A 24,443-nucleotide genomic window follows, 5' to 3' on the forward strand; every position below is an offset into this window, starting at 1 on the left:
AAAATTAGGAACCGCCTGCCTACATAACAACAATACGGCAGGCGTAAAACTCACATTTGTAGCCAGTCTTTGGCAGCTGCAAAGAACCTCTGGAGCCAGAGTATGTCTGATTTAACCAATAGCATGAAAGCTTCCACGATGAGCGTGTCATCGGGCAAGTCAAAAGCAACACACAACACATCAACAACAGAAAACACGACGGACAAATTGGGACTGAATAACCCGGCCTTTTGGTATAGCGGTGGTTTTATCGCGTTGTTCGTTGCTATTGCACTTTATGACGGCGAGTTGTTATCTACGATCGTTAACGCCGGCTTTGGCTGGGCAGTTCAGGTGTTTGGTCCTTACTGGCAGTTACTGCTGCTTCTCACTTTTCTTATTGGTCTTGGCTTGGCTGCAGGGCGAACAGGCAAGGTGATGTTGGGCGGGATTGCTAAACCAGAAATGGATTCTTTCCGCTGGATGGCGATTATTTTCTGTACCTTGTTGGCTGGTGGTGGCGTTTTCTGGGCCGCGGCTGAGCCTATCGCACACTATGTTAGCCCACCCCCTTTGTACGGCGCGCAAGATAACCCGCAGCAAGGCGCGGTGAATGCGTTGTCGCAATCCTTTATGCACTGGGGCTTTCTGGCTTGGGCGATTGTAGGTAGCTTAACTTCCATCGTAGTGATGCACCTGCATTACGACAAAGGTTTACCACTAAAACCCCGTATTTTGCTTTATCCAGTGTTGGGCGAACGAGCGCTTAAAGGCCAGCTCGGTGCATTGATTGATGCGTGCTGCATTATCGCGGTAGCCGCGGGCACCATCGGCCCAATTGGGTTTCTCGGCTTGCAGGTTAGCTATGCGTTAAATGCACTGTTTGATATTCCTGATGGCTTTACCACTCAGCTCATCATCATTTTATTTGCGATTGCGCTCTACACCTTGTCTGCGCTCAGCGGATTAAGCCGAGGCATGCAACTGCTTAGTCGTTATAACGTGATTCTGGCCATGGCATTAATGGTTTACATCCTGCTTTTTGGTCCGACGAACTTTATCTTTAACGGATACATTCAAGGCGTAGGTAGCATGCTGGATAACTTTATCCCAATGGCGACCTATCGCGGTGACGAGGGTTGGCTAAGCTGGTGGACAGTATTTTTCTGGGGCTGGTTCCTTGGTTATGGTCCGATGATGGCAATCTTTATTGCGCGTATTTCTCGTGGTCGCACTATTCGCCAAGTTATTTCAACCATCAGTATTGTGGCTCCGCTCACCACCTGTTTTTGGTTCACGATTGTAGGCGGCTCTGGCCTTGCGTTTGAAATTGCTGAGCCGGGTAGTGTGAGTGCGGCGTTTGAAGGCTTTAACTTGCCAGGTGCTTTGCTTGCGGTGACTCAGCAACTACCAATGCCAATGCTGACTTCAATTCTATTTCTGATTTTAACCACGATCTTCATCGTCACGACGGGCGACTCAATGACCTACACAATCAGTGTCGTGATCAGTGGTGAAACGGAGCCGAATGCGATCATCCGTACCTTCTGGGGCGTAATGATGGGTGTGACAGCTCTGATCCTGATTTCGCTTGGCTCTGGTGGCATCTCTGCACTGCAATCTTTCATTGTGATTACCGCGGTTCCGGTTTCTCTGATTCTGTTGCCGTCACTTTGGAATGCACCGCAAATCGCAATCAAAATGGCGAAAGAGCAAGGGCTATAACAATTATCTAATTCAAACAACGTGGAGCTTGTGCGGGTGTTTTCCTCCTGCATCCGCACAAACCCTAGTATTCTTACAATAACAAATAGGTGGTGAGCAAAATGGATGCACATCGTTCTACTTATACGGAAGCAACTATGCGCGACGCAGCGATTGTCATGGCAGCCGAAAGGCTTGGCGCAATGCACCAAAACCGAATCAGCTTTGTTCGTAGTCTGATTCGTAATATGGCAAGCCAAAATTGGCAAGTAACCAAGCATGAGTGGCAACTTTGTCCGCGTGGTTATGGTCACGTTATTTACAAGTTGACCACGCCAGAGCACGTTTATCATTTGGTGGTGTTCTGTGATGAAATTGCTGATGACGAGCGTAATGACCGCGTCATTGCTGAAAAGTGGGACGTCACATTCGCACTGGTTCAAGGCGATGTTGATGTTACTTTGTTGGAAAGATTGCGAGCAAATGTACCGCTGCAAGAAGCGGGACGCAATCCAAACAACGTACTTGTTTTGGCTCGCGCAAACAAAAGCGTGCGCGTGTTTGAGCACATTGTTAGCGCTCTTTCTCAAGGCAAGCAGCCCGAGCCAAAAGAGCTGGCGGAAGTGGGGTATATCCTTCGTACCACTGCTGTGTATGGTAACGGAAAGTTTGGTATCGCCGATTTCAAACTGTTAGAGAATAACCCAGATTTCAGCCAGTCTTTTAGTGCGCAAATGTGTGCCGTATATATGTTGCGTGAATTCAGCCTGGATTGGGTGCACTACCTGGCACTTCAGCAAGGAGGCGACAAAGCGGTGGCTTTGCATCGTGGCTTGCAGCGCTACCTTGGTGTCGGCAATGCTACTGGCTTAGGCATGGCTCCATACTTGATTAATCACCCGTGCATCGTTGACCAATGGATGACCTCTCGCGAGCGTGCGGTAGCGCGAGTTTTTGCGATGCCATGTGAAGCTTCATTCCATGCTCCTTTGCAAGGATTACTACAAAAAGCGCAGCGTCATTTAGAGCAAGTCATCACCATCAATGAACATCAAGACAGGCTCAATCATCAAGCGACAGTAGACATCAAACAACTGCTATCGGAGCTAACAACGTTAATGGCATCACATCCGAACTGGGCGAGTTTGGTCGAGCAAAAGAAAACAATGAGTGTGGAAGCCCAAGAAATCCTCACCTCTTGCTTGATCGAACTCTACCCATCTTTGGTGGACGAATTTGCCAGCCAAATGAATACGGATGAAACGTTATCTATTCCGGGCGGGAAAAAGATCCATGACTTACTTGAGGTGCTGCAAAGCAAATACCGCTGGGCGATTAATGCGGATTACTCACTAGCCGAGAACAACTACTGGTTCTGGTATCGCTCACAAGACAAAGAAGAGCCAAGGCTTGGTGTTCGTGGGGAAGAGGCAGGAGAAGAAAAAGAATTGCCGCTTGATATCGGCAGACAAGTGAATCGCTTGTACCACGCCTTGCTTGGTTGTGATGAAGAAATGTCCGTAGCAGAGTTTCTATTGCAAAAACCGGCTTATCGTTCGATCACACGTCGCGTATGGACGTTAGGTAACCGTGCGATGGGGGATATTCAAATGAACGTGCTACGCCAAGATGCACTGCCAATGCACTTACTGCGATGTAAATTGGCGATCTTTGGTGCGACTAAGTTTGATCCGCGCTCGGATCGTTGGGTTCGAGTAACTTTCTTCCAAGGCGCGCCGTTGTTGGATGAAATTCACGATCCTAAACTGGCGGACACATGGATTTTCCCAAGCATGCCGGAACGAGAAGAAATTGCGCAAAGTGACAATCTAAAAATCAACGGAGGATTTGCATTATGATCGTCTCTCACAACGAATTGGTGGCCGCGGTTAATAAGGCATTTCTTGGCATGCGCCGTCACTGTGGTGAGGCGGATGTCATTGCGAACATGGTGGCGGACTTGCAAATGGTTGGCTTGCACGGGGTGCGTCACTTTAATAACGCCAGCCTGTTTCTTGGGTTAGATTCGGACTGCGCCGTATCGGTGACCAACAGCACGTCAGCGAGTATCGAGATGGATTTGCACAATGGCAGTGTGGCGTGCCACTTACCCGCCGTGTTGGATTTCGCACTTGAGAAAATGATTAACAGTAAGTCGATTACTATCACGTTGAAGCAGTGCCATAACCGTTGGCTAGGTTTTAGTGAGTTGTTGAAGCTCTCTGCAAAAGGCATCGCGTGCCGTGCACAATGGGTCAATGGCTCTAGTCCAAAACGAACGCTTTATGTGTTAAACCGTGGACGAATCGCGCCAGAAGTCTTTTTCTCGGATCAGTTTGATGGGCATGATACGGATTTGCATAGTATGGTTATCGAACTCTCTGTGAACGATTTCGATATCGAGAAAAGCGCACAGGGATACACCATTCACATTGAAGGCGATGAGTTAAGCAACACGCAACAAGCCTCTTGGCAAAATGGTATTTTTGTCGAAGACCAAGAGTGGGAAACACTGAAACAAACCGCAACCGCGTTGCTAGTGGAGAACAGTGAGCGTTCCAAGCAGGGCGCTGGTGGTGTGGTTTAAGCTCTGAAGGGACGGTGATTCCAAGTTTCAAGTGATGAAGGCTGCGGTTTAACGGCCTTTTTTGTGCGCGATGTTCGGTCACTTCTTAGGTTCTAAGACTATGATTATCGTTAAATACCAAGTAGAGCGACATAGGGAAGAAAAATGGACCTGCAAGAGAACAAAAGAAATGCCATTGCGTTTTACGAAACCGCCTATCGAGGTAATCCAAGAAAGGCGGTTGAAGACTACGTTGGCGATGAGTACATCCAGCACAATCCATTAGTTGGAAACGGCCCCGAGGCTTTTATCGAGTATTTTGAGCGGATGCAAAACGAGTATCCAAATAAAGACATTACGTTTGTGCGAGCCATTGCTGAAGGGAATTTGGTGGCACTACACACTCACCAAACATGGCCTAATGATATTGAATACGTGACGATGGATTTCTTTCGTTTTGATCATAATGGGAAAATCGTCGAACATTGGGACGCTCTGCAAGAGATTCCTAAAGAAACATTGAATGGTCACACCATGTATTGACGAATCGTTGATTAGCCTCCAATACTATTTATTCAAACGGTATGGGAGGCTAAATTATTTGGTACGAGTTAGACGTCAATCACTAGAGCGCTTTTTCGATCTTCATCGCTACGTCTTCAGATACCCAACCTTTCCATAAGTCAGGGTAGGTATTAAAGAAGTAAAACATCGCTTCTTCACTATCTGCGTAGTTATCTTCCATCCAGGCCAGCATTTCACTCATTTGCTCGTTGGTAAATCCGCGTTTCTGCAAGTACGCGAATGCTTGGGGTTCTTTGTTCGCAAATGCCTCAGTTGTTACTGTGCGAACTGGAGAAGGTGGGTACATTGTTACTTTGGGAGAAGTACAATCAGGCTGGGTGGTACAGTTGCGATACTCTTCCAGATCCGTTCCGCTACCAAAATCCACTTTGACCATATCATACTTGCCCAATACGGGTGTTGGTGACCAGTAGTAACCAAACCAAGGCATTTTGCGATCATAGGCTTTGGCGATGGTACCAGCTAGTGCAGCGCCAGAGCCTGGGTCAACCATCTCAAAGCCGTGCTCACTTAACCCTAATGCATTAAACAAGTGACCGGAGGTGATTTGGCATGTCCAACCAGCAGGGCAGCTATAAAAGGCGAACTTGTCATCATCCTCTGGGTGTTCAAATAGTTTGGCGTGCTTGATGACGCCTTCTATCGTCGCGAGCTCTGGATACTGTTTTACCAGATAGGCGGGAACCCAAAACCCTTCTTCACCGCCATTGACAAGCGATTCACCAGCGATACGCAAGCGTTTATCCGCAATCCCTTTATCAAGTGCTTCTTTAATACCGTTTGTCCATAACTCTGGCGCAACGTCAGGCTGCCCCTTTTCAATCATAGAGGTGCCTGTAGGAACGCTATCACCAGGGATCAATTCCGCATCGCACTGGTAGCCTTCATTTAAGACAAATTGGTCGATGTGCGCCATTAAGCTGGCCGAATTCCAATTCATATCCGCGATGGTTATTTTTCCACATTCATCCGCATTTGCATGAGTTGATAATGCTGATAGCAGCAGAACAGAGAGCATTGAAGGTGTCGTCTTCATGTGACTGAATTTCCTTGTCGTTGTCATTTACTTCAGTATATACATCGGTTTATAAAGATTCAGTGAACAAGGTTTTTTCAGTGACGTTAAGCATAAAAACGGCGATTTATGAAGCGTTGAGTGAGAGTGTTTGAAAGGGAGTTAATACAGCAAGAACACCCCTTCGTAGCCGCCGATCTCAATGTGAGAAACATAGTCGCCGATGTTACCGTCTTGATCTACAGGTTGCATAGGCTCTGGAAGCTTGATCGTCATCTTCGGTGAGGAGAAATAATCGATATTCTTGCCAAAGAAATCAGTCCGATACAACACTCGGCCTTTGGTGAATTCGCGGGCTAACACCATCTCCGTAGGGCCATGCATCACTACCGTATCGTCTGAGCGATACGCAAAGTACGTATGGGTTGGTAACAAATCGATAGCGCCATTAGGCAAGTCAGGATGAGCCACTTTGCTCATAGAAGCATCTCCAATCACCGTGTAATCGGCGGAATAGGGCGTGCTGGTGGACATCATTAGCGGAGTCGCCTGATACCCATCTGGGATTTGATTGGCTGGTGTACCTAAATCAACGGCAAGCAAGGTGCTAGGTTGATAAGCAATATTCTTTGGTACGCCTGCCTTCCAGAAGTTGTCACCTGTTGTGTTATTACTTCCATATAAGTAGCCATTGTTCCACTGATTAAAGTAACTGCGCTCAGGGTGATAGTTTAAGTAGAACACCGCTAGTGCAGAATATTGGTCCTGCTTCCAATTGTTTTCTGTGTTACCAAAGTATTGAACGCGACCATAACGCGTTGTTGCTTGATAAATCACTTTCTGGCCAACTTTGGCGAGAGAAGAGTTGTCCCAAAACTTAGCCAAGCCAGCATAGCCACTAAAGCCGGTAGAAGGGAAAAGGTAATGCTCGCGCAAGTACAAGGAGCCAGCACCAACCAAGTGGTTTTGGCCGTTACGACCGAATAAGTTGGCCGCGCCTATGTTGAGGCCAATTAACGCATCCGCATCCAGCGTCGCCAATTTGTTTAAGAACGCCGAGAATTGCGCTTGGTACGCATCGTCAGCAGCTTGGCTACCCGCCACCAAACCAAGCTCATCCACCGTACCACCGGAATAAACGTAGAACTGATTTTCTCCGAGTAACTTATTCGTGTCGTCGTTGTACGCACCATTTAAACCTTGTTTCGCCCATTCAGCTTGGTAATAGTGGCGCATTGTATTGGTAAAAACGGGATTGCCGAGATTGGTCAATGCCCAAGAAGAGGTTTGATTCCACATACGACCAAATGGAATAACCCGTGACTCCCAACGAAATCGTGCCGTTGCATTCTTATTCGAACGGTTTTTGTATTCATGCCAAGAAAGATAATTGTCTTGGTTTCGATCTGCAGATTTGTCGAAGCCACGAATTTGTCGCCAGCGTTGAATGGTTTGACCTTCAGGTGTCTCCGTTGGTGCTCCTGAGACATTGACGACAGGGAAGCTATCTTTGAGTTGAATGTTTTCGAGACGTGGGCGGTTTTCTATGTTGTCGTCATGCCAAGTCACTCGCGCCACGTATAGACGGCCACCATCGCGTAAAAAAGTGGAACCAAAGTACTGACCGCCACCATAGGTTTTTCCGCTACCATCATGCGTTGTTGCGCGAACCCAATCCGAAGGAACAGACCAGTTTACTGTTTGGTCTTTGGTCATGCCCTGTGTTCTATCTTTCTTAATATCAAAGGGCTTCCACTCCGATACCTGACCAAACGAGTCGATAGCAGAAGGGTATTCAATTATGAAGTTGCCACCTTGAGCAAACTGGGAAAACGTAAGGGTTAGGCGGTCGAACTTCTCTGAGTGATAAACATAGAGGGCACCACCATTATTCGCCTGACCGAATACATCAGCATCCCATGGCGGTGGTTGATATAGCCAAAAACCGGCGTGGTCAGCACTAGCCGTATAACCAACAATCATCGGTTTTCGATTGAGTAAGGTATTTTCACCATGGCTTGAGTCGACTTCAGCTAGGATAGTGTCTTCCGAAAAATGAAGAAAAAAGTCCTCATAATCGATGTTATTTATTTCTGCTTGGTTACGTATATCGTTTTCCAGCCAACCTGAGTTAAGTTCCAGCTTTTGGTTGTACATGTAACCAAGCGCTTTTACACGCTCGTTATCACTCTTATTTTCGTAAGCTCCAAACACGATATCGGCATTATCCAACTCCCATTCAAGTGCAGCGGCAGCAGAGATAGGCTTATCTTGAAGATCAATACCCTGTTCATGCAACCCAGGTAACACGATTGCTGTGCTACTCCAAACGTTGGGTACAGAAAGCAAGCTCAAAGAAATGAGTGTAACGAGAGAAAAACAATGCGACTTCAACATGGAGTTATCCCATTAATACTTAGATGACTCAAATTAAGAGTCAGATACAAAAAGAAATTATAGTCCATTCGCGAAGTCGTAATCAGGACCCTGCCATAGAGGACTTTACAGGAAAACTAACAGGGGATGCTGTGTAAAAATGAGCGGCTGTACTTGGAATAGATCATCCTCATAGACTCAAAACTTCCTCTACACGTCAGCACAAAAATAACCACCATTTTAACCTTGTTTCGGTCGTCACCATGTTGTTGGATTTTTCTTCAACAAATTCAGTTAAAACTAACTCTTCAAACCAGTCAGATACTCTGTCTTGGTGGTTGCAGATCATACAAAAAATTAACAAATTAAATTTTTATACATTTTTATTGCATAAAAAGTCCAGTTGAGTAATATAAATACCAAGTGACAATTAATGCGGTATGTCAGCATGACTATTCAGGTAAGCGGAATCAATAAATCCTACGGTGAGACACAAGTGCTTCACGATGTCAGCTTTAAGTGTGAAAGCGGGGAAACACTGGTGTTACTTGGTCCAAGTGGCGCAGGTAAGAGCTCTCTACTGCGTGTTCTTAACCTTCTTGAAGGGGCGGATAACGGCAAGCTAAACATCGCAAATGATGTTTTTGATTTCTCTACTGAAATCAAAGAGAAACAAGGTTTAGCACTTCGTCGTAAAGTAGGCATGGTGTTCCAGCAGTACAACTTATGGCCGCATATGACAGTAATGGAGAACCTGATTGAGGCTCCGGTAAAAGTATCTGGCATGGATAAAGAAGAAGCGAAGAACCAAGCAATGCAAATTCTCGCAACACTGCATTTGGCAGACAAAGCGGATGCATGGCCGATGCAGCTTTCTGGTGGTCAGCAACAACGTGTGGCGATTGCTCGTGCATTGATGATGAAACCGGAAGTCTTGCTTTTTGATGAACCGACCGCAGCGCTTGATCCGGAAATTACTAACCAAGTCGTTAAGATTATTAAAGATTTAAGCGAAACTGGCATCACCCAAGTCGTAGTAACGCATGAGGTCGATTTTGCTAAGAAAATCGCTAGCCACGTACTGTATCTAGAAAAAGGACACATCGTCGAGCACGGCACAAATGATTCGTTTTCTAACCCGCAAACCGCCCAGTTTGCTGACTACCTAAATCACTAAATTACGTTTTTAAAGTTCAGTCTATTTAACAGATAAGCTCGGCTGTCATTGCGAGTGTCAGCCCACTAAGTACACACGGAGTATTGCAATGAAAAAGATTCTACTAGCTTCACTAATCGGCCTTTCTTCTGCAACTATGGCAGCAAACGCAGCAGCACAAGAAGAGATCAAATTCGCGATGGAAGCGACGTACGCCCCATTCGAATACATGGATGAAAATAACCAAATCCAAGGTTTTGACGTGGATCTGGCGAACGCACTATGTAAAGAAATGGAAGCCAAATGTACCTTCCATAACCAATCTTTTGACAGCCTGATCCCTGCATTAAAATTCAAACGTTACGATGCGGCTATCTCTGCAATGGATATTACTGAGGCGCGTTTGGAGCAAGTGAATTTCACGAATGCATACTATGAAAACTCAGCAGCGTTTGTTTCTATCAAAGAAAAAGTTGCTGATCAAAAAGCACTAGAAGGTAAGCGCGTTGGTGTTCAAAACGGTTCAACACACCAAAGTTACCTGATTGAGCAAATGCCGGGCGTAACAGCGGTTCCTTACTCAAGCTACCAAGACGCATTCATCGATATGAAGAACGGTCGTATTGATTCTGTATTCGGCGATACAGCTGTCGTAGCCGAATGGTTCAAGAAAGAAGACAATCTAGCATACGTGGGCGAGCACGTAACCAACCCTAAATATTTCGGTAACGGTTTCGGTATCGCAGTAAACAAAGGTAACGATGAGCTAGTGAACAAGCTGAACACGGCACTGAAAACAGCGAAAGCGAACGGCGAATACGACGTAATCTACAACAAGTACTTCGGTAAGTAATATGGCACTAACGGGTTACTCTTTATCGCTTGTTCAAGCTAGTTGGATGACTGTCCAGCTAGCCTTCACAAGCCTTTTAGTCGGTTTGATTCTGGCAGTGGTATTCGCCAGTGGTGAAATGTCTCGCCGCGTTTTCGTTAAATGGCCAATGACGGCATTTGTGACGATTGTGCGTGGCTTGCCAGAAATCCTTGTCGTGTTGTTCATCTATTTTGGTTCGACGCAGGTTCTGTTTTTAATCACCGGCGACTTTATTGAAGTTAGCCCGTTCTTGTCTGGCGCGGTGGCGTTGTCATTGATCTTCGCTTCTTATGCTTCTCAAACTCTACGTGGCGCGTTAAAAGCCGTTGGAAGAGGACAGAGAGAAGCAGCAAGTGCACTCGGCATCAGTCAGGCACATGCTTTTGTTCGCATTGTTTTGCCACAGGCAGTAAGACACGCACTACCAGGCTTAACTAACCAATGGTTGGTTCTGTTGAAAGATACCGCACTTGTATCACTGATCGGCGTAACAGATTTGTTGAAGCAAGCGCAGCTAACGTCGGCAGCAACTCATGAAGCCTTTACATGGTACGCAACCGCTGCGGCGATTTATTTAGGCATTACTTTGATTACGCAACGTGCCGTCAAACTGATTGATAAGAAGTTCTCAATTCAAGGCATGAGCATGGGACAGGAGGCAACCGCATGAACGAACAACACGTTTGGCAAATGCTGAATGGCTTGGGCACTAGCCTTCAATTAACCGCCGCTTCCTTGGTTGTCGGCTGCCTCTTAGCTTTGATGATGACGCTGACTCTGATCCTACGTACTCCGGGTTTGCATTGGGTAAGCCGTGGCATCATCACCTTGTTTACTGGTACGCCTTTGTTGGTACAGATCTTCTTGGTTTACTACGGTCCGGGTCAGTTTGATGTAGTGAGAGAAAGTGTTTTTTGGACATGGTTAAGCCAACCTTGGTTCTGTGCGATGTTAGCGCTAGCACTGAATACCGCGGCATACAGCACTCAGTTGTTCAAAGGGGCGTTTAACGCGATTCCTTCTGGTCAATGGCAAGCGTGTCGTGCTCTAGGGATGAACAAAACCGCAACGCTAAAAGTGCTGCTGCCATACGCTATTCGTCGTGCCGTTCCGGCTTATTCGAACGAAGTGATTTTGGTCTTCAAAGGCACGTCATTAGCGAGCACGATCACGATCATGGATCTGATGGGTTACGCGCAGCGCATTAACGCACAAACTTACGATACGTTGACGGTATTTGGTATTGCGGGCGCATTTTATTTAACGGTAAATGGTGTGCTAACTCTCATTTTCCGTCAGGTAGAGAAGAAAGCACTAGCCTTTGAAGCCGTTTAATTATTAGTTGCTAATTTGTAAATGCCTCTGTTCAAGCGTTGCCCTGAACAGAGGCATATTTGTTTTAGTGTGCTGCTATGCTGGAAAAATCATCAAGAATCACCAAACTTAAGTAAGGTAAACAATCACTGGTGATAATATGGAACGTCGACACTTCTTAGCTTTATGGTCGCTAATATTTGCGCCTTCGCTAAAATCCGCTAGCCCAATGAAGCCGACACCGCCTCAAACGGAAGGGCCATTTTATCCCGTGGTTCCAGTGCCACTTCGTCAAAATTTGATTTTGCAGTCGAAAGGTCTTATTGGTGAGCCCATTTTTCTGCAGGGTAAGGTAATGGATACAGCAGGAAACCCATTGTCTGAAATGAAAATAGAAATATGGCAATGTGATGGACAAGGCATCTATGATCACCCGAATCAACCTAACAATAATAAGTTTGATTCTCACTTTGCAGGCTTTGGTGCAGTTTTAACTGACGAAGATGGGAATTACCTTTTTCAAACGTTATTTCCGGTTCCATATAGCTCTCGACCTCCCCACATCCACGTCAAATTATGGCGTGGAAAGAAAGAGCTGTTAACGACTCAGCTTTATTTGAAAGGGCGAACTGGTAACGAGTGGTGGGGCGGAAAAGCCCGTGATTATTTGCAGTTTGAGCCTGTCAACATTGATGGTCGAGTCGTCGGTGAGTTCAATTTTGTGCTCGCGTAGTGTGATTAAGCATTATTTTGAAAACTCACATCGTAGATTACAAAAGTAATTAGCAAACAGGAGCTTCTAACAGATTAGTCTTGTCCGGCTCTGACTCTTAGTTTGTAGAAATCACTGTACCCAGATTTACGGAGTTGAACACCGCTTACACCTTTCGCTCTGGTGATTTTTTCTTGCCCCCAGAACAATGGCAAGATTGTTGTATCAGCTCTGAGCTCCGAGAGTATTCCCTCCAAACGTTTTTCAGGCGTGGGATCTGAGACTGCATCGTGTACGTGATTAACATGCTGTTCAAATTCATCAGAGTGAAGAGCAAATCGAATACCTGTACCTGTTAATAGCCACTCATAAATTCCATAGGTTAAAGGTGGCTCAATGACATCTTCGACAAAGAGCAAGTCGGCTTGTTCTTTTACAAGTTGAGGATTACTAGCGTCAGTTAGCTCCACAAATTCTACATGCAACCCAGTTTGACGGATTAAATCTACGATCCATTGGTTCGCTTTACTTAAATAATCAATCGTCCACTTTGGATGGGTTATGACTAACGTTCCCTCAAGCTGAGGAACACTCTCGTTGTGAGAGTTATCATCGAGAATGTGCATCGTTTCCAAGCCATTCGCTTTGGCAAATTCAAATCTACGACTCTCGATAAAAGAAAATAGGCGCTGCCAAGTTTGCTCGCTTAGTGAGCACTCGGCGCGACGATTACGTGCTAGAAAAGAAAATGCCTGAATCATATAACATTCGGTATCGTCAGTTTCCTGATTATAACTGATGTATTGATCCAGCTCAGTCCCTTGATGAGAGAGCGTTATTTGCTCCAATAATGCCTTTTTTGCGAAATAGTTATGATGTTTCTTCAGTACTATTTTGTTGGTATCCCAATGCCTAAGTACAAACGGGCCAGTACCTATTGTGATACTGCGACCTTTAAAGCTCTTCTGACGTCGAGTAGTGATAGACGCATTTGCGGTTGCTAAGCAGTAAATGAATAAGTTATTAGGCTGCTTTAAGTCAATACGTATAGCTTGTTTGGCATTATCGAAGCTGATACGAGTGACTTGCTGAAGTAATTTTTGGACGGGGCCATCTGTTGTAACGAGCTTATTTAAAGAGTGTACGACATCTTCTGCTTGTAATGTTAGCCCATCGTGACAGCAGATATCAGGGCGGAGCCAAATATATATACAACTGCCTTCATTTTTGTACTCACAAGCGAGGTGATTTTTTAATTGACCGTAGTGATCAACGGTAAATAGGGTGTCATACAAGCTGCGTATTACCTGCAGTTCTGAAAAGCGATAAGTCAGTGAAGGGGTTAGCTCATCTACCCAAGGATACTGGCTGACGATGAGTGTATTTGAATCTTTGTTTTCTTCTGAAACTTCTGCGAGTGCTTGGCTAAGTGCGCTTACAGCGGTGCTACGGTAATGCTCAAGTAACCTCGAGATGACGTCAAAGCTACCATTGTTGATTTCATTACGAATCGTAAAGTAGAGGGCTTGATGTATTGTTACCGTCACTTTTAGTGTGCTGGCTTTCCCACGACCACGACCTGGCTCCCAATGGATCCAATTGTAGCTGTCAAGTATTCTCAGTATATTAGATATGTTGCGTCTAGAAGTTGAAAAAACCAGTTCTAAATCGTCGAGGTTTACCTGATACGTTTGAGAGTGTTTGTAATGTTTTAATAACTGGCTCAATCTACGAAGACATGTTTCTGTCATGTTTTATTATGTTTCCTCAATAGATGATTGATTTATTAAAGCTATATAATAAATTGATTTCATATTGTGGTGAAGAAAGGTGATTGCTTAAACCCCTCAGTGTTATTGATTGGCTTATCTTCTTCCCATTTAAAAGTATTGGTGGTTTTCATTTTGACTCTAATATATTACTACTAATATAGAGTAAAGGCTCACTTTTTAATTTTTGCCATAATATTAGTAAGTTATGATTAATGTTAGTGTTTGTTTTATTAGTTGTGTCTAATTAGTTAGGCGTAATGACATGAAAATACCCCCACTCATCTATGCAAATAAGCAGGGGTATAAGTTTATTTTACTTCTGGGAAGGTAGTGAATATCGTCCACTCATCTTTAACCATTCCTTGCTGGCCGACAACAGTGGCAGTAACGCGGCGGTTTAATGCGTGGCTGACACGATCCATACCCGGCTCTGCTAACTGTGTGTCGCCAAAAGCAATAATTGCTAGGCGGTCACCCGGGATTCCTTTTTCTATCAATAGATTGCGTACATTCTCTGCACGATGGCGAGATAGGTTTAAATTGTATTCTTCACGTCCTACCTTACTTGCGTATCCTTGTATCTCTATAGAAGTGGTTGGATACTTTTTAAGAAATGCAGCCAACTCATCTATCTTGTTTTTAAAAATTTGGTTAATAAGAGCAGAGTCATTATCAAACAAAATCTTAAGTTGGTATTGCTCTTCTTTATGCAAATAGGTTTCACAACCATCATTGTCCACTTCTGCCCCTATTGGAGTACCTGCGCAAAGATCACGAGCGTTTATCACACCATCTTGGTCCAAGTCGTTTAGGTCAGCAATCTGATTCGCCTTTGGTATAGGAATGTACGCCAGCTCATCTTTTGCGTATGCACTATGATGACTCATTATGACTAAAGCCAGAGTGATTAGAAGATTCTTTTTCATTGTATTTAGTACTCCACCGATTGAGTCCACTCTTCCGGTATGTCGACGCGCAATGCGTCTAAAAGCTGCCCGGTTGAAGTCAGGGTTCGATATTGTGCGTATTGCTGCGCAAATTGTGTTTCTAAGTAGTTTTTGCGTGATTCAAACAACTCGTTTTCAGTGTTCAGCAGATCAAGTAGGGTGCGCTTTCCAATACGATATTGTTTTTGGTATGCAATAACGGTGTTTGACATGGAATCAACGTGTTGTATTAAAAAAGACTTTTGTTGTTTAGTCAGCTCAAGAGCGCTCCAAGAAAGGCGGAGCTCTTGCTCCACACTTCGGTATGCTCGCTCTCTGAGGTCTTTCGCTTTATTGAGTTGGTAGGCCATACTGTCACTGTTTGCAGAGTCTCGGCCACCGTTGTAAAGGTTGTATCGGACACGGAGCATTGCTTGTGTTTCAGAGTTGAGACCATTTACTCCTCCTACATCATCGTTCCAGCTTTGTTTCGCTTCAAATGAGATGACTGGGAAATAGTTTGCATCTGCTTGTTTATATTGGAACCTGGCAGAATCGACATCTGCGAGTGCTATTTTTATGACAGGATGATTGTCAAAAGCCTGCGATTGGGCCTCGTCTAGAGAATTGGGGATAAAGTTTTGGTCTGCGTGCGGAAAAATAAGGTTAGTTGGTGCTTCACCAACTAAGCGAAAGAATGCTGTTTGAGCGTCTTTATGGTTATTTTGTGCAGCTAAAACATTACTTTGAGCTTTTGCTAAACGAGCTTTAACCTGGTTAAGGTCGGCAACTGAGCCAATTCCTGACTCTGTACGCTTTTTAATATCAGTATAAATTCGCTTATGTGTGTTTAGGTTGCTAGTGGAAAGCGCAGTCAGCTTTTGTGTTTTTACTACATCCAAATAAGCTTTGATGACTTCTAACGCAACATTTTGGGCATCTGCAAGTAACTGATAACGCACAGACTCTGCATCTGCAGAGGTACGATCAATGTCATATAGGGTTTTTGAACCATCCCAGATCAACTGGGTAAGAGTAATTGCCATATCTTTGCGGGTCATCTCGGTATCACTCTTACCAGTAGAGTCGGAAGGGTGAATGCTCTCGTAACCGATACCCGTGTCAATATCGAGACTAGGTTTATATGCTCCACGTGATTTATCGATAATATAACGACTACTCATATACTCGTTAAACGCACTTTTGATATCAGGGTTCGTTGCAAATGTTGTCGCTATTGCTTGTTCTAAAGTTTGTGCGCTAGAAACCAGTGGTATTAGCAAACCAAAACACGCGATACTAATATTACTTAGCTTCACTAAAATCTCCCCAAATAATTTAACGCCAGTTATTTTTCAAAAATAAATATTAAAGATTACTAATGTTACCCAAGGCAAACGTTTCCCTTTGCTTGCTTTTTTGGAATGTAAGCTGCTATTTCAATGAAAATTTAATGACAAGTTTAAAGAATATTAAAAATAGGTCGCATAACATATGTTTTTACGGTGCAAAATAAAACAAATTTAAAACATGAAAATTATTGATAGGATAATTGCGTGTTTTAGGTGGGTTAATTGATGCTAGCTTACGCCCAATTGTGTATATCGCTTCTTGAAAATAAGTCTTATTACTTTCTTAGTTTTATGGACTTTGAGATTTTTGTATTTACTAAATGAGGTATAAGCTCTTGGTTGGACCATCAAAATTAACCGCACAAACCTATGTTGTAATCGGCCTAGATGGTCAAATTAAAGCTTTTGCGTCTAAAGAAAACTTGTTACCGGGAGAAGTGGTCGTTGAATTAGTAGAGGGGAAGATCCAACCTCAGCATGTATATATTGCTGACACAGAAGGTGAAGCTCAAACTGATTCTACCGACAAGCTTGCGAAAATATTAGAGGCCATCGAAAAAGGACAAGACCCGAGTCAACTAGGTGATGAATATGCTACTGAAGCTGGTGAAATTACGGGTTCAAGTTTGACGGCCTCTGGTACTGTTGAACGAACGGGGGCAGAAGTACTAGCAAGTACTTTTTTTGAAACCGCCGGCGTGACGACAGAGCAAAGTACAACGCTATTTAATATTTCTCGATTCACAACCTCAGAGCTTGGTGAAACTGAAGCGTTGATTGATGGTGAAGATAGAGGTGCCGTTCAAGAAGATGTGACGCTTGGAACTTCTGGCAACCTCAGTGTTACTGATCCAAATACAGGTGAAGCGTTATTCCAATCACAGAGTGAGGTTCAAGATAGTTATTGGGGCGTCTTCTCAATTGATGCTTTCGGTAACTGGAATTATCAGCTGAATAATGAGCACGAAGAAGTGCAGGCTTTGGATCATGACAGTGACCCAATCATCAGAAGTATTACCGTTTTATCTGTAGATGGCACTGAGCATGAAGTTGTGATCTCTATTACGGGCACTGAAGATGCGCCAGTCGTGACGGGCACGTTCACGGGCAAGGTGACTGAAGGCAATCTCGGTGATGTTGCGACCGCAACAGGCACCATTGTTATTACTGATGTCGATAATGGTGACGATCCGATTTTTGCAAACACCAACGTTACGGGCACCTACGGTGAGTTGGTATTGGTGGATGGTCAGTGGACGTATACGCTGGATCAAAGCCAGGTTCAACAGCTGGACGAGGGTGATCAGGTAAAAGACACCATCACTCTCACGGCGACCGATGGCACCCAACAAAACATCGTGATTGATATTACGGGCACCGAAGACACGCCAGTCGTGGCGGGTACGTTTACGGGGTCGGTGACCGAAGGCAACCTCGGTGATGTTGTGACCGCAGCAGGTACCATTACTATCTCTGATGTTGATAATGGCGATGAGCCAGTGTTCAGCAACACTACCGTTACGGGCACCTACGGTGAGCTGGTATTGGTGGATGGGCAATGGACGTATACGCTGGACCAAAGCCTGGTTCAGCAGTTGGACGAGGGTGAAAAAGTACAAGATACCATCACTCTCACGGCAACCGATGGCACCCAACAGAACATCGTGATTGATATTACGGGCACCGAAGACAAGCCAGTCGTGACGGGCACGTTCACAGGCAAGGTGAGCGAAGGCAATCTCGGTGATGTCGCGACCGCAACAGGTACCATTACTATTTCTGATGTTGATAATGGCGATGAGCCAGAGTTTAGCAACACCACCGTTACGGGCACCTATGGTGAGTTGGTATTGGTGGATGGTCAGTGGACGTATACGCTGGACCAAAGCCAGGTTCAACAGCTGGACGAGGGTGATCAGGTACAAGACACCATCACCTTGACGGCAACCGATGGCACCCAACAAAGCATCGTGATTGATATTACGGGCACCGAAGACACGCCTATTGTTGACGGTACGTTCACGGGGTCGGTGACCGAAGGCAATCTCGGTGATGTCGCGACCGCAACAGGCACCATTGCTATTACTGATGTTGATAATGGCGATGAGCCAGAGTTCAGCAACACTACCGTTACAGGCACCTACGGTGAGTTGGTATTGGTGGATGGAAAGTGGACGTATACGCTGGACCAAAGCCAGGTTCAGCAGTTGGACGAGGGTGAGCAGGTGCAAGATACCATCACTCTCACGGCGACCGATGGCACCCAACAAAAGATCGTGATTGATATTACGGGTACCGAAGACACGCCCGTCGTGACGGGCACATTCACGGGTAAGGTGACCGAAGGCAACCTCGGTGATGTTGTGACCGCAGCAGGTACCATTACTATCTCTGATGTTGATAACGGCGACGATCCGATTTTTGCAAACACCACCGTTAAGGGCACCTATGGTGAGCTAGCATTGGTGGACGGGAAGTGGACGTATACGCTGGACCAAAGCCAGGTTCAACAGCTGGACGAGGGTGATCAGGTGCAAGATACCATCACTCTCACGGCGACCGATGGCACCCAACAAAACATCGTGATTGATATTACGGGCACCGAAGACGCGCCAGTCGTGACGGGCACATTCACGGGCAAGGTGACCGAAGGCAATCTCGGTGATGTTGTGACCGCAGCAGGTACCATTACTATCTCTGATGTTGATAATGGCGATGAGCCAGTGTTTAGCAACACTGTCGTTACGGGCACCTATGGTGAGTTGGTATTGGTGGATGGAAAGTGGACGTATACGCTGGATCAAAGCCAGGTTCAGCAGCTGGACGAGGGTGATCAGGTACAAGACACCATCACTCTCACAGCGACCGATGGCACCCAACAAAACATCGTGATTGATATTACGGGCACCGAAGACACGCCCATTGTTGACGGTATGTTTACCGGCAAGGTGAGCGAAGGTAATCTCGGTGATGTCGCGACCGCAACAGGCACCATCACCATCTCTGATGTTGATAGCGGCGACGATCCGATTTTTGCAAACACCAACGTTACGGGCACCTACGGTGAGTTGGTATTGGTGGATGGTCAGTGGACGTATACGCTGGACCAAAGCCAGGTTCAACAGCTGGACGAGGGTGAGCAGGTACAAGATACCATCACCCTGACGGCAACCGATGGCACCCAACAAAACATCGTGATTGATATTACGGGCACTAATGATGCTCCTGAATTTGTTAGTGGGAGTAATGACAACTTTGGTCTGGATGCTCAAGGTAAAACCGACATCGATAGTTACCAGTTTAGCGTTGATGAAAACAGTCAATCGGGTGTAATTGGAAAAGTAAATGCATTCGATGTCGATCAGGACAGTCAGATAACGTATCACTTAAACGGTCATAGCGAACTGTTTGAAATCAACAGTCTTACTGGTGAGATCCGTGTCAAAAATGGTGCAAATCTGGACCATGAATCTATCGATAACTACCAGCTAGAAGTGGAAGCTCGTGACCAGTTTGGCGGTAAAGACACCGCTCAGGTCGAAGTGTTGGTTCGCGATATTAATGAAGCCCCTATTGCTGAAGATGATAAGGGCATTGAAAAAACAACCAAGACACTTGACCAGAGCAACTGGGATGATAGCACTGATATCACAGTTGATTATTATGTGATTGATACTCGATCTGGAAACAAGGTTTCTGATGCATCGAAAGCTGATTATGTTGGTGACGGCGACCACAAATATGGCGTTAGTTCTGCGCTAGACAGCGGCTCAGACCGGGTTCAAGATGGTCAGATTCGATATGATGATGCAACTGGACAAAGTGAAGCAATGCGCTTCTCCTTCGCTAATGGTCAGGTTGCCGATCATGCTGAAGTTGAAGTGAAAAACCTATGGACAGACACTTCGAACGGTAGCTGGGAGCCTGGTATTGAGCGCGGTGTTTGGAAGGCTTACTACAAAGGTGACTTGGTTGCGACAGGTGTGTTTGAAGGTACCCGTGGTGGTAATCAAGTAGTCAACATCAATGCAGATGGGCGTTTCTTCGATAGTATTGAAATGTCTACTACCAGCTATAAAGACGGTGTCATTGATCCTAAAGGCTCAGAGTACTTTATTACTCAGGTATCAGCGGACCTGACGACCTTTGATGAAGCTTACCAGACCAACGGCTCAGGCACGTTAGAGCTGGATGTTCTGGCGAATGACAGCGACCCGGATGGTGACGCTCTGACTATTATCGACTATCCATCAGAAAGTTTCCTTAGTCTGCAAGATGGTAAATTGGTCTTTGATGCGGCCAAGTACCTAGAGTCACTGCCAGCTGATCAACAACCCCTGAAAACGGGTGAAGTGAAAGATTATACCTTCGAATACACCATCCGTGATGACGACGGCCTGACTGATAAAGCAGAAGTTACCGTTAGTGTGATGGGTGAGCCTATGTCGCTCAGTGATGCACACGCAGCATTGGATGAATCTCAAGTTGATACGGATACTGGCGTACATGCTGAAGGCAACTTTATCGCAAACCTCGGTTCTGCAACGGAGGCTGAATATCACTTCAACGCCGATCAAAACCTAGGTGGTTTCACCAGTGATGGTAAAGAGGTTGTGTTTGAAGTGAGTGCAGATCAGAGCACTCTAACTGGTTATACTGGAACAGGTGCCGACCGCATCAAAGTGGTTCAAGCAAACATAGATAGCAAAACGGGTCATTTCACAGTTGATCAACATATGCCTCTTGATCATGCGGAGCAGGGGGCGGACATGCTGGATATCCGCGCTAGCGTCGAGGTGGATGCCGGAGGTCAGTCTGAGAGTGCCACCTTGCATCTGAATGTGACGGATTCATTACCGTCATCGTCTTCAGCTCACTACGAAATAAATGATGTTGATTCACAAAGTAATAGTGTTGTGATTGCACTTGATGCGTCAGAATCAATGCTCGACTGGGTAACAGATGCAGACGGACAATATGTTACTCGCTGGCAACTTGCTCAAGACTCTATTAAGTCAATGTTTGAGCAATACCAAGATTTGGGTCCAGTAAGTTTTAGAATTGCAACTTACAGCGGACAACCATCTGGCCAGATTTCTGAGTGGCTAGATTCTGCCGAGGCCATTGATGCCTTTATCTCTGGTATACATCCATATGCATCGACGCCATATAACCAGGCCGTTGACCAAATAAATGAAATACTTAGTGATCCAGAAGATGATGCATTGCTTAGTAATACCGATACCCAGCTTTACTTTATCTCAGATGGTCGACCTTCCGATTTTACCTATTGGACAAATCAAACGAACGTGGGAGAAATTCAAACCCGTGAAAACTTGATTAAGTGGTCAACATCAGATGATTTTGAAAGTGAACAGCGTTATCAGGACATAGTGAATGGTCGGGTTCAGCCTACTTCTGAAGAAGAGGGCATCATTCTGCAAAATGCGATGGAAAATGGCATCAGCAGTAGCGGTCAGGATGTTGAAAATATCTGGTCTGTCGGTATCGGTAATGGTGCGTCTCTGGAACACCTGGAGTCGATCGCGACAGATAAAGGCAGTGCTATTGTCGTTGTAGATGATTCTCAGATTGGGGATTTGCTTAGCAAAACGGTCTCAGGCCAGTTGCAAGGTAACCTTCTGGATGACAATGGCGGTGATGCTCAGTGGGTAGATCACATCACTATCGATGGCGAGATATATTACTACAACAAAATAAACGGTGATGTCACTACCAGCGATGGCACGAAAATATCGGATCATTCTCTGGCGCAAATTGATACCAACCACGGCAAGCTGACCATTAACTTTGAAAATGGTCACTACGACTATCAAGCGAGCAATGTTGTAGGTCATCAACAAGAGAAGCTTGACGTTACGGTTATCGATGCTGACGGTGATACTACAAATAGTGAAGTTACCATTGATATCCGAGATCGCGCACCAGAATTCATCAGTGTCGGTGATACAGACCAAACCCATGGCACCGATGCCAACGGTATGCCAACAGAAGATACAACAAGCTTTGACGTCGCTGAGCAAGAAGTTGGGGTATTAGTCGGCCAGGTGGAAGCGTTTGATCCGGATGGCAGTGACACCATAAAGTATGAATTGAGTGGTGGTGATGCTGATCTATTCCGTGTTGACTCTAATAGTGGTGAGATTTGGCTGAAAGATGGTGTAAAACTGGATCACTCGACTCAGCAAACGTATCAGTTGGAAGTGTCTGCAAGCGATGGTGTGGATACCGATACAACTCAGGTTATCCTGAATGTCACTGAGAACCATGCCCCAACCTCATCTCCAGTTCAGGGCTTTGCTCAGATGGAAGACTTACCGATCAATAAAGTGACGGTAGTGTTCGACCACTCGAACAGCATGACCCGTACCTTTGACGGTGAGAATACCGTGGGTCGTGATGCAACCGCACCGAAAACTGAATCGAGAGCTTACAAAGCAGCAGCAGCGTTACATTCCATGGTTGAAAACATGATTGCCGATGGAGGAGAATCAAATACCTATATCCGCCTGGTACGTTTCGACGGTGATACATCCACACATAGCTGGCTGACTTTGAGTGAAGTTGAGTTGATGACACGCCCACCAGAGATGAATGGCCGTGATCCAAACGATTTAAGTTTCCAAAATGAAGTTTCAGAATATGTGCGCAACTGGTGTGACGTAGAATACGGTACCAATACGGATTACGATAAAGCTTTAGAGGCTGTAATGGAGCCTGGTGAGGCAAGTAATGCCGTTTACCCTTGGCAGGATGGTTGGGACTATTTCGGTCCAGAAAAACCGTCAGAGAGTAAGGACACCATATTCTTTATCTCAGATGGCGAACCCAACCCTAGCGAGGACGCTGTTACTTCTCCTGATCTAGACGAGCGCTGGGAGGATTACAAACAGACTCATGACGCCAAGGTATATGGGATTGGTATTGCTCTCTCTGATAATGTCAAAGCAGCAGAGGCTCTAGATGAGCTTAGCGACAAAGTGGTGTTTATCGACTCAGGTGAAGACTTGGGGCAGTACCTAAACCAGTTCTCTCCCGATCCAATTGCCGGTGAGTTACTGGCGGGAAGCCAGGACGCTGATGGTGATAGCATGACCGTTTCTTTGGCAGAAGGCGATTTCACTCTGTTGGGCGCAGATCTGCACGGTGTAACCGTAAATCAGCCGTTAGTTTCTTCAACCAGTGACGTAGATGGTCAGCTTCATATCCAGACAGCGTTCGGCACTTTGGAAGTGTCATCCAATGGCAGTTATAGCTTTACTCAAAGCGATGAGCTTACTCTACAGGGAGACCAGCAGGCGGATTTGCATTTCTTGTTTAAAGTGTCTGATGGTAAAGGTGGCATAAGTGAAAACGTCTTTACACTTACATTGAACGATTCTGGCACCGATATTGTGCAAACTGAGCGTCATGCGTCGGTGGGAGATGAGTTTGCGAATAGCATCACCGGTGGCGAAAGCATTGATATTTTGCTAGGACAAGCAGGTGAAGATACGTTGAATGGTGGCGCAGGCGATGACATTCTGGTTGGTGGGCTTGGAAACGATATCCTGACGGGAGGTCTAGGCAGTGACATCTTGACAGGTGGAGAGGGTATTGACACCTTCACCTTTACTCAAGAATCACTGGACATGACGTCATCAAGAGATGTGATTAAAGACTTTAGGCTGGATGAAGACAAGTTGGATTTGAGTGACATTCTTGAGTTTGTCGGTGACGACACAACGGATATGGATAACTTGTTGGAACACGTAAGCGCAGACTACGATAGTGCCCAAGATACTCTGAATTTGACGATTACTGGAGAAGACAGCAACACAATGTCCGTGGCATTAGAGAACTTTGATTTATCAGGGTTGGAGCTAGGGTCGTCAGCGACATCTCATGAAATCGTTGATCAGCTGTTCCATCACCAAGTTTTTAGCGTGGATTAATATTACCTGAAGATAAAGTTATTTTAGTAAATAGCACCTGATTGAATCATCAGGTGCTATTTTTTATTTCTGCCGCGGCTAGCTACCGACTTTTTGTTTAACCACTTTAAAAATTAGCAGTAGTAAATGCACTGCTTCTGCACTTTAAGTGGTTCTT

15 protein-coding genes are annotated in these 24,443 nt (G+C 45.4%); 10 read left to right on the plus strand and 5 right to left on the minus strand.

Annotation, left to right across the window (positions count from 1 at the left end; translation table 11 throughout):
* Nucleotides 1–102 precede the first annotated feature (102 nt).
* The 4 genes from MTR11_RS12675 to MTR11_RS12690 all read left to right on the plus strand — a co-directional run bounded on the left by MTR11_RS12675 (nt 103) and on the right by MTR11_RS12690 (nt 4,792).
* Complete coding sequence (locus MTR11_RS12675; protein WP_006742452.1) at nt 103–1,704, plus strand: BCCT family transporter; 1,602 nt, start codon at nt 103–105, stop codon at nt 1,702–1,704.
* 101 nt (nt 1,705–1,805) lie between these two features.
* A complete protein-coding gene (locus MTR11_RS12680; RefSeq protein WP_243327766.1) occupies nt 1,806–3,542 on the plus strand; it encodes a hypothetical protein in 1,737 nt (578 codons plus the stop codon).
* Nucleotides 3,539–4,270 carry a DUF3726 domain-containing protein gene (locus MTR11_RS12685; RefSeq protein WP_104970794.1) on the plus strand — a complete coding sequence of 244 codons (732 nt, stop codon included), beginning with the start codon at nt 3,539–3,541 and terminating at the stop codon, nt 4,268–4,270. Before MTR11_RS12680 ends, MTR11_RS12685 begins: the two co-directional genes overlap by 4 nt.
* Before the next feature lie 144 nt (nt 4,271–4,414).
* Entirely contained in the window at nt 4,415–4,792 is a 378-nt protein-coding gene (locus MTR11_RS12690) for a nuclear transport factor 2 family protein (protein ID WP_005390944.1), read from the plus strand.
* 82 nt (nt 4,793–4,874) lie between these two features.
* Here MTR11_RS12690 and MTR11_RS12695 read toward each other — a convergent pair whose 3' ends face one another.
* Both MTR11_RS12695 and MTR11_RS12700 read right to left on the minus strand, forming a co-directional pair.
* Nucleotides 4,875–5,870 (minus strand): ABC transporter substrate-binding protein, encoded by a 996-nt coding sequence (locus tag MTR11_RS12695; protein ID WP_243327768.1) that lies wholly within the window; start codon nt 5,868–5,870, stop codon nt 4,875–4,877.
* A 141-nt stretch (nt 5,871–6,011) separates the two neighbouring features.
* Nucleotides 6,012–8,246 (minus strand): hypothetical protein, encoded by a 2,235-nt coding sequence (locus tag MTR11_RS12700; RefSeq protein ID WP_243327770.1) that lies wholly within the window; start codon nt 8,244–8,246, stop codon nt 6,012–6,014.
* 427 nt (nt 8,247–8,673) lie between these two features.
* Here MTR11_RS12700 and artP point away from each other — a divergent pair, with 427 nt between their 5' ends.
* The 5 genes from artP to MTR11_RS12725 all read left to right on the plus strand — a co-directional run bounded on the left by artP (nt 8,674) and on the right by MTR11_RS12725 (nt 12,302).
* Nucleotides 8,674–9,402, plus strand: a complete 729-nt coding sequence (artP, locus tag MTR11_RS12705) for an arginine ABC transporter ATP-binding protein ArtP (RefSeq protein WP_104970792.1) — start codon at nt 8,674–8,676, stop codon at nt 9,400–9,402.
* Between the two features lie 88 nt (nt 9,403–9,490).
* On the plus strand, nt 9,491–10,234 hold the full coding sequence (locus MTR11_RS12710; protein ID WP_243327772.1) for an arginine ABC transporter substrate-binding protein: 744 nt from the start codon (nt 9,491–9,493) through the stop codon (nt 10,232–10,234).
* 1 nt (nt 10,235) lies between these two features.
* Complete coding sequence (gene artQ / locus MTR11_RS12715) at nt 10,236–10,925, plus strand: arginine ABC transporter permease ArtQ (RefSeq protein WP_074190884.1); 690 nt, start codon at nt 10,236–10,238, stop codon at nt 10,923–10,925.
* The gene (gene artM / locus MTR11_RS12720; protein WP_074190885.1) at nt 10,922–11,590 is read left to right on the plus strand and encodes an arginine ABC transporter permease ArtM; all 669 of its coding nucleotides are present in this window, start codon (nt 10,922–10,924) and stop codon (nt 11,588–11,590) included. The genes artQ and artM overlap by 4 nt, the downstream gene beginning before the upstream one ends.
* 139 nt (nt 11,591–11,729) lie before the next feature.
* The gene (locus MTR11_RS12725) at nt 11,730–12,302 is read left to right on the plus strand and encodes a protocatechuate 3,4-dioxygenase (RefSeq protein WP_243327774.1); all 573 of its coding nucleotides are present in this window, start codon (nt 11,730–11,732) and stop codon (nt 12,300–12,302) included.
* A gap of 74 nt (nt 12,303–12,376) precedes the next feature.
* On the opposite strand, the gene MTR11_RS12730 is transcribed toward MTR11_RS12725, so the two are convergent.
* From MTR11_RS12730 to MTR11_RS12740, 3 genes are all read right to left on the minus strand, one after another.
* A complete protein-coding gene (locus tag MTR11_RS12730) occupies nt 12,377–14,032 on the minus strand; it encodes an ABC transporter substrate-binding protein (protein WP_243327775.1) in 1,656 nt (551 codons plus the stop codon).
* 329 nt (nt 14,033–14,361) lie between these two features.
* Nucleotides 14,362–14,979: an OmpA family protein gene (locus MTR11_RS12735; protein ID WP_243327776.1), complete on the minus strand. Its 618-nt coding sequence runs from the start codon at nt 14,977–14,979 to the stop codon at nt 14,362–14,364.
* 5 nt (nt 14,980–14,984) lie between these two features.
* Complete coding sequence (locus tag MTR11_RS12740) at nt 14,985–16,298, minus strand: TolC family outer membrane protein (protein ID WP_243327777.1); 1,314 nt, start codon at nt 16,296–16,298, stop codon at nt 14,985–14,987.
* A gap of 368 nt (nt 16,299–16,666) precedes the next feature.
* Between MTR11_RS12740 and MTR11_RS12745 the strand changes: the two genes are divergently transcribed.
* A complete protein-coding gene (locus MTR11_RS12745) occupies nt 16,667–24,286 on the plus strand; it encodes a VCBS domain-containing protein (RefSeq protein WP_243327778.1) in 7,620 nt (2,539 codons plus the stop codon).
* Nucleotides 24,287–24,443 lie beyond the last annotated feature (157 nt).

This window comes from Vibrio sp. CCB-PB317 (assembly GCF_022808245.1).
In the GTDB taxonomy this organism is placed as follows: domain Bacteria; phylum Pseudomonadota; class Gammaproteobacteria; order Enterobacterales; family Vibrionaceae; genus Vibrio; species Vibrio diabolicus.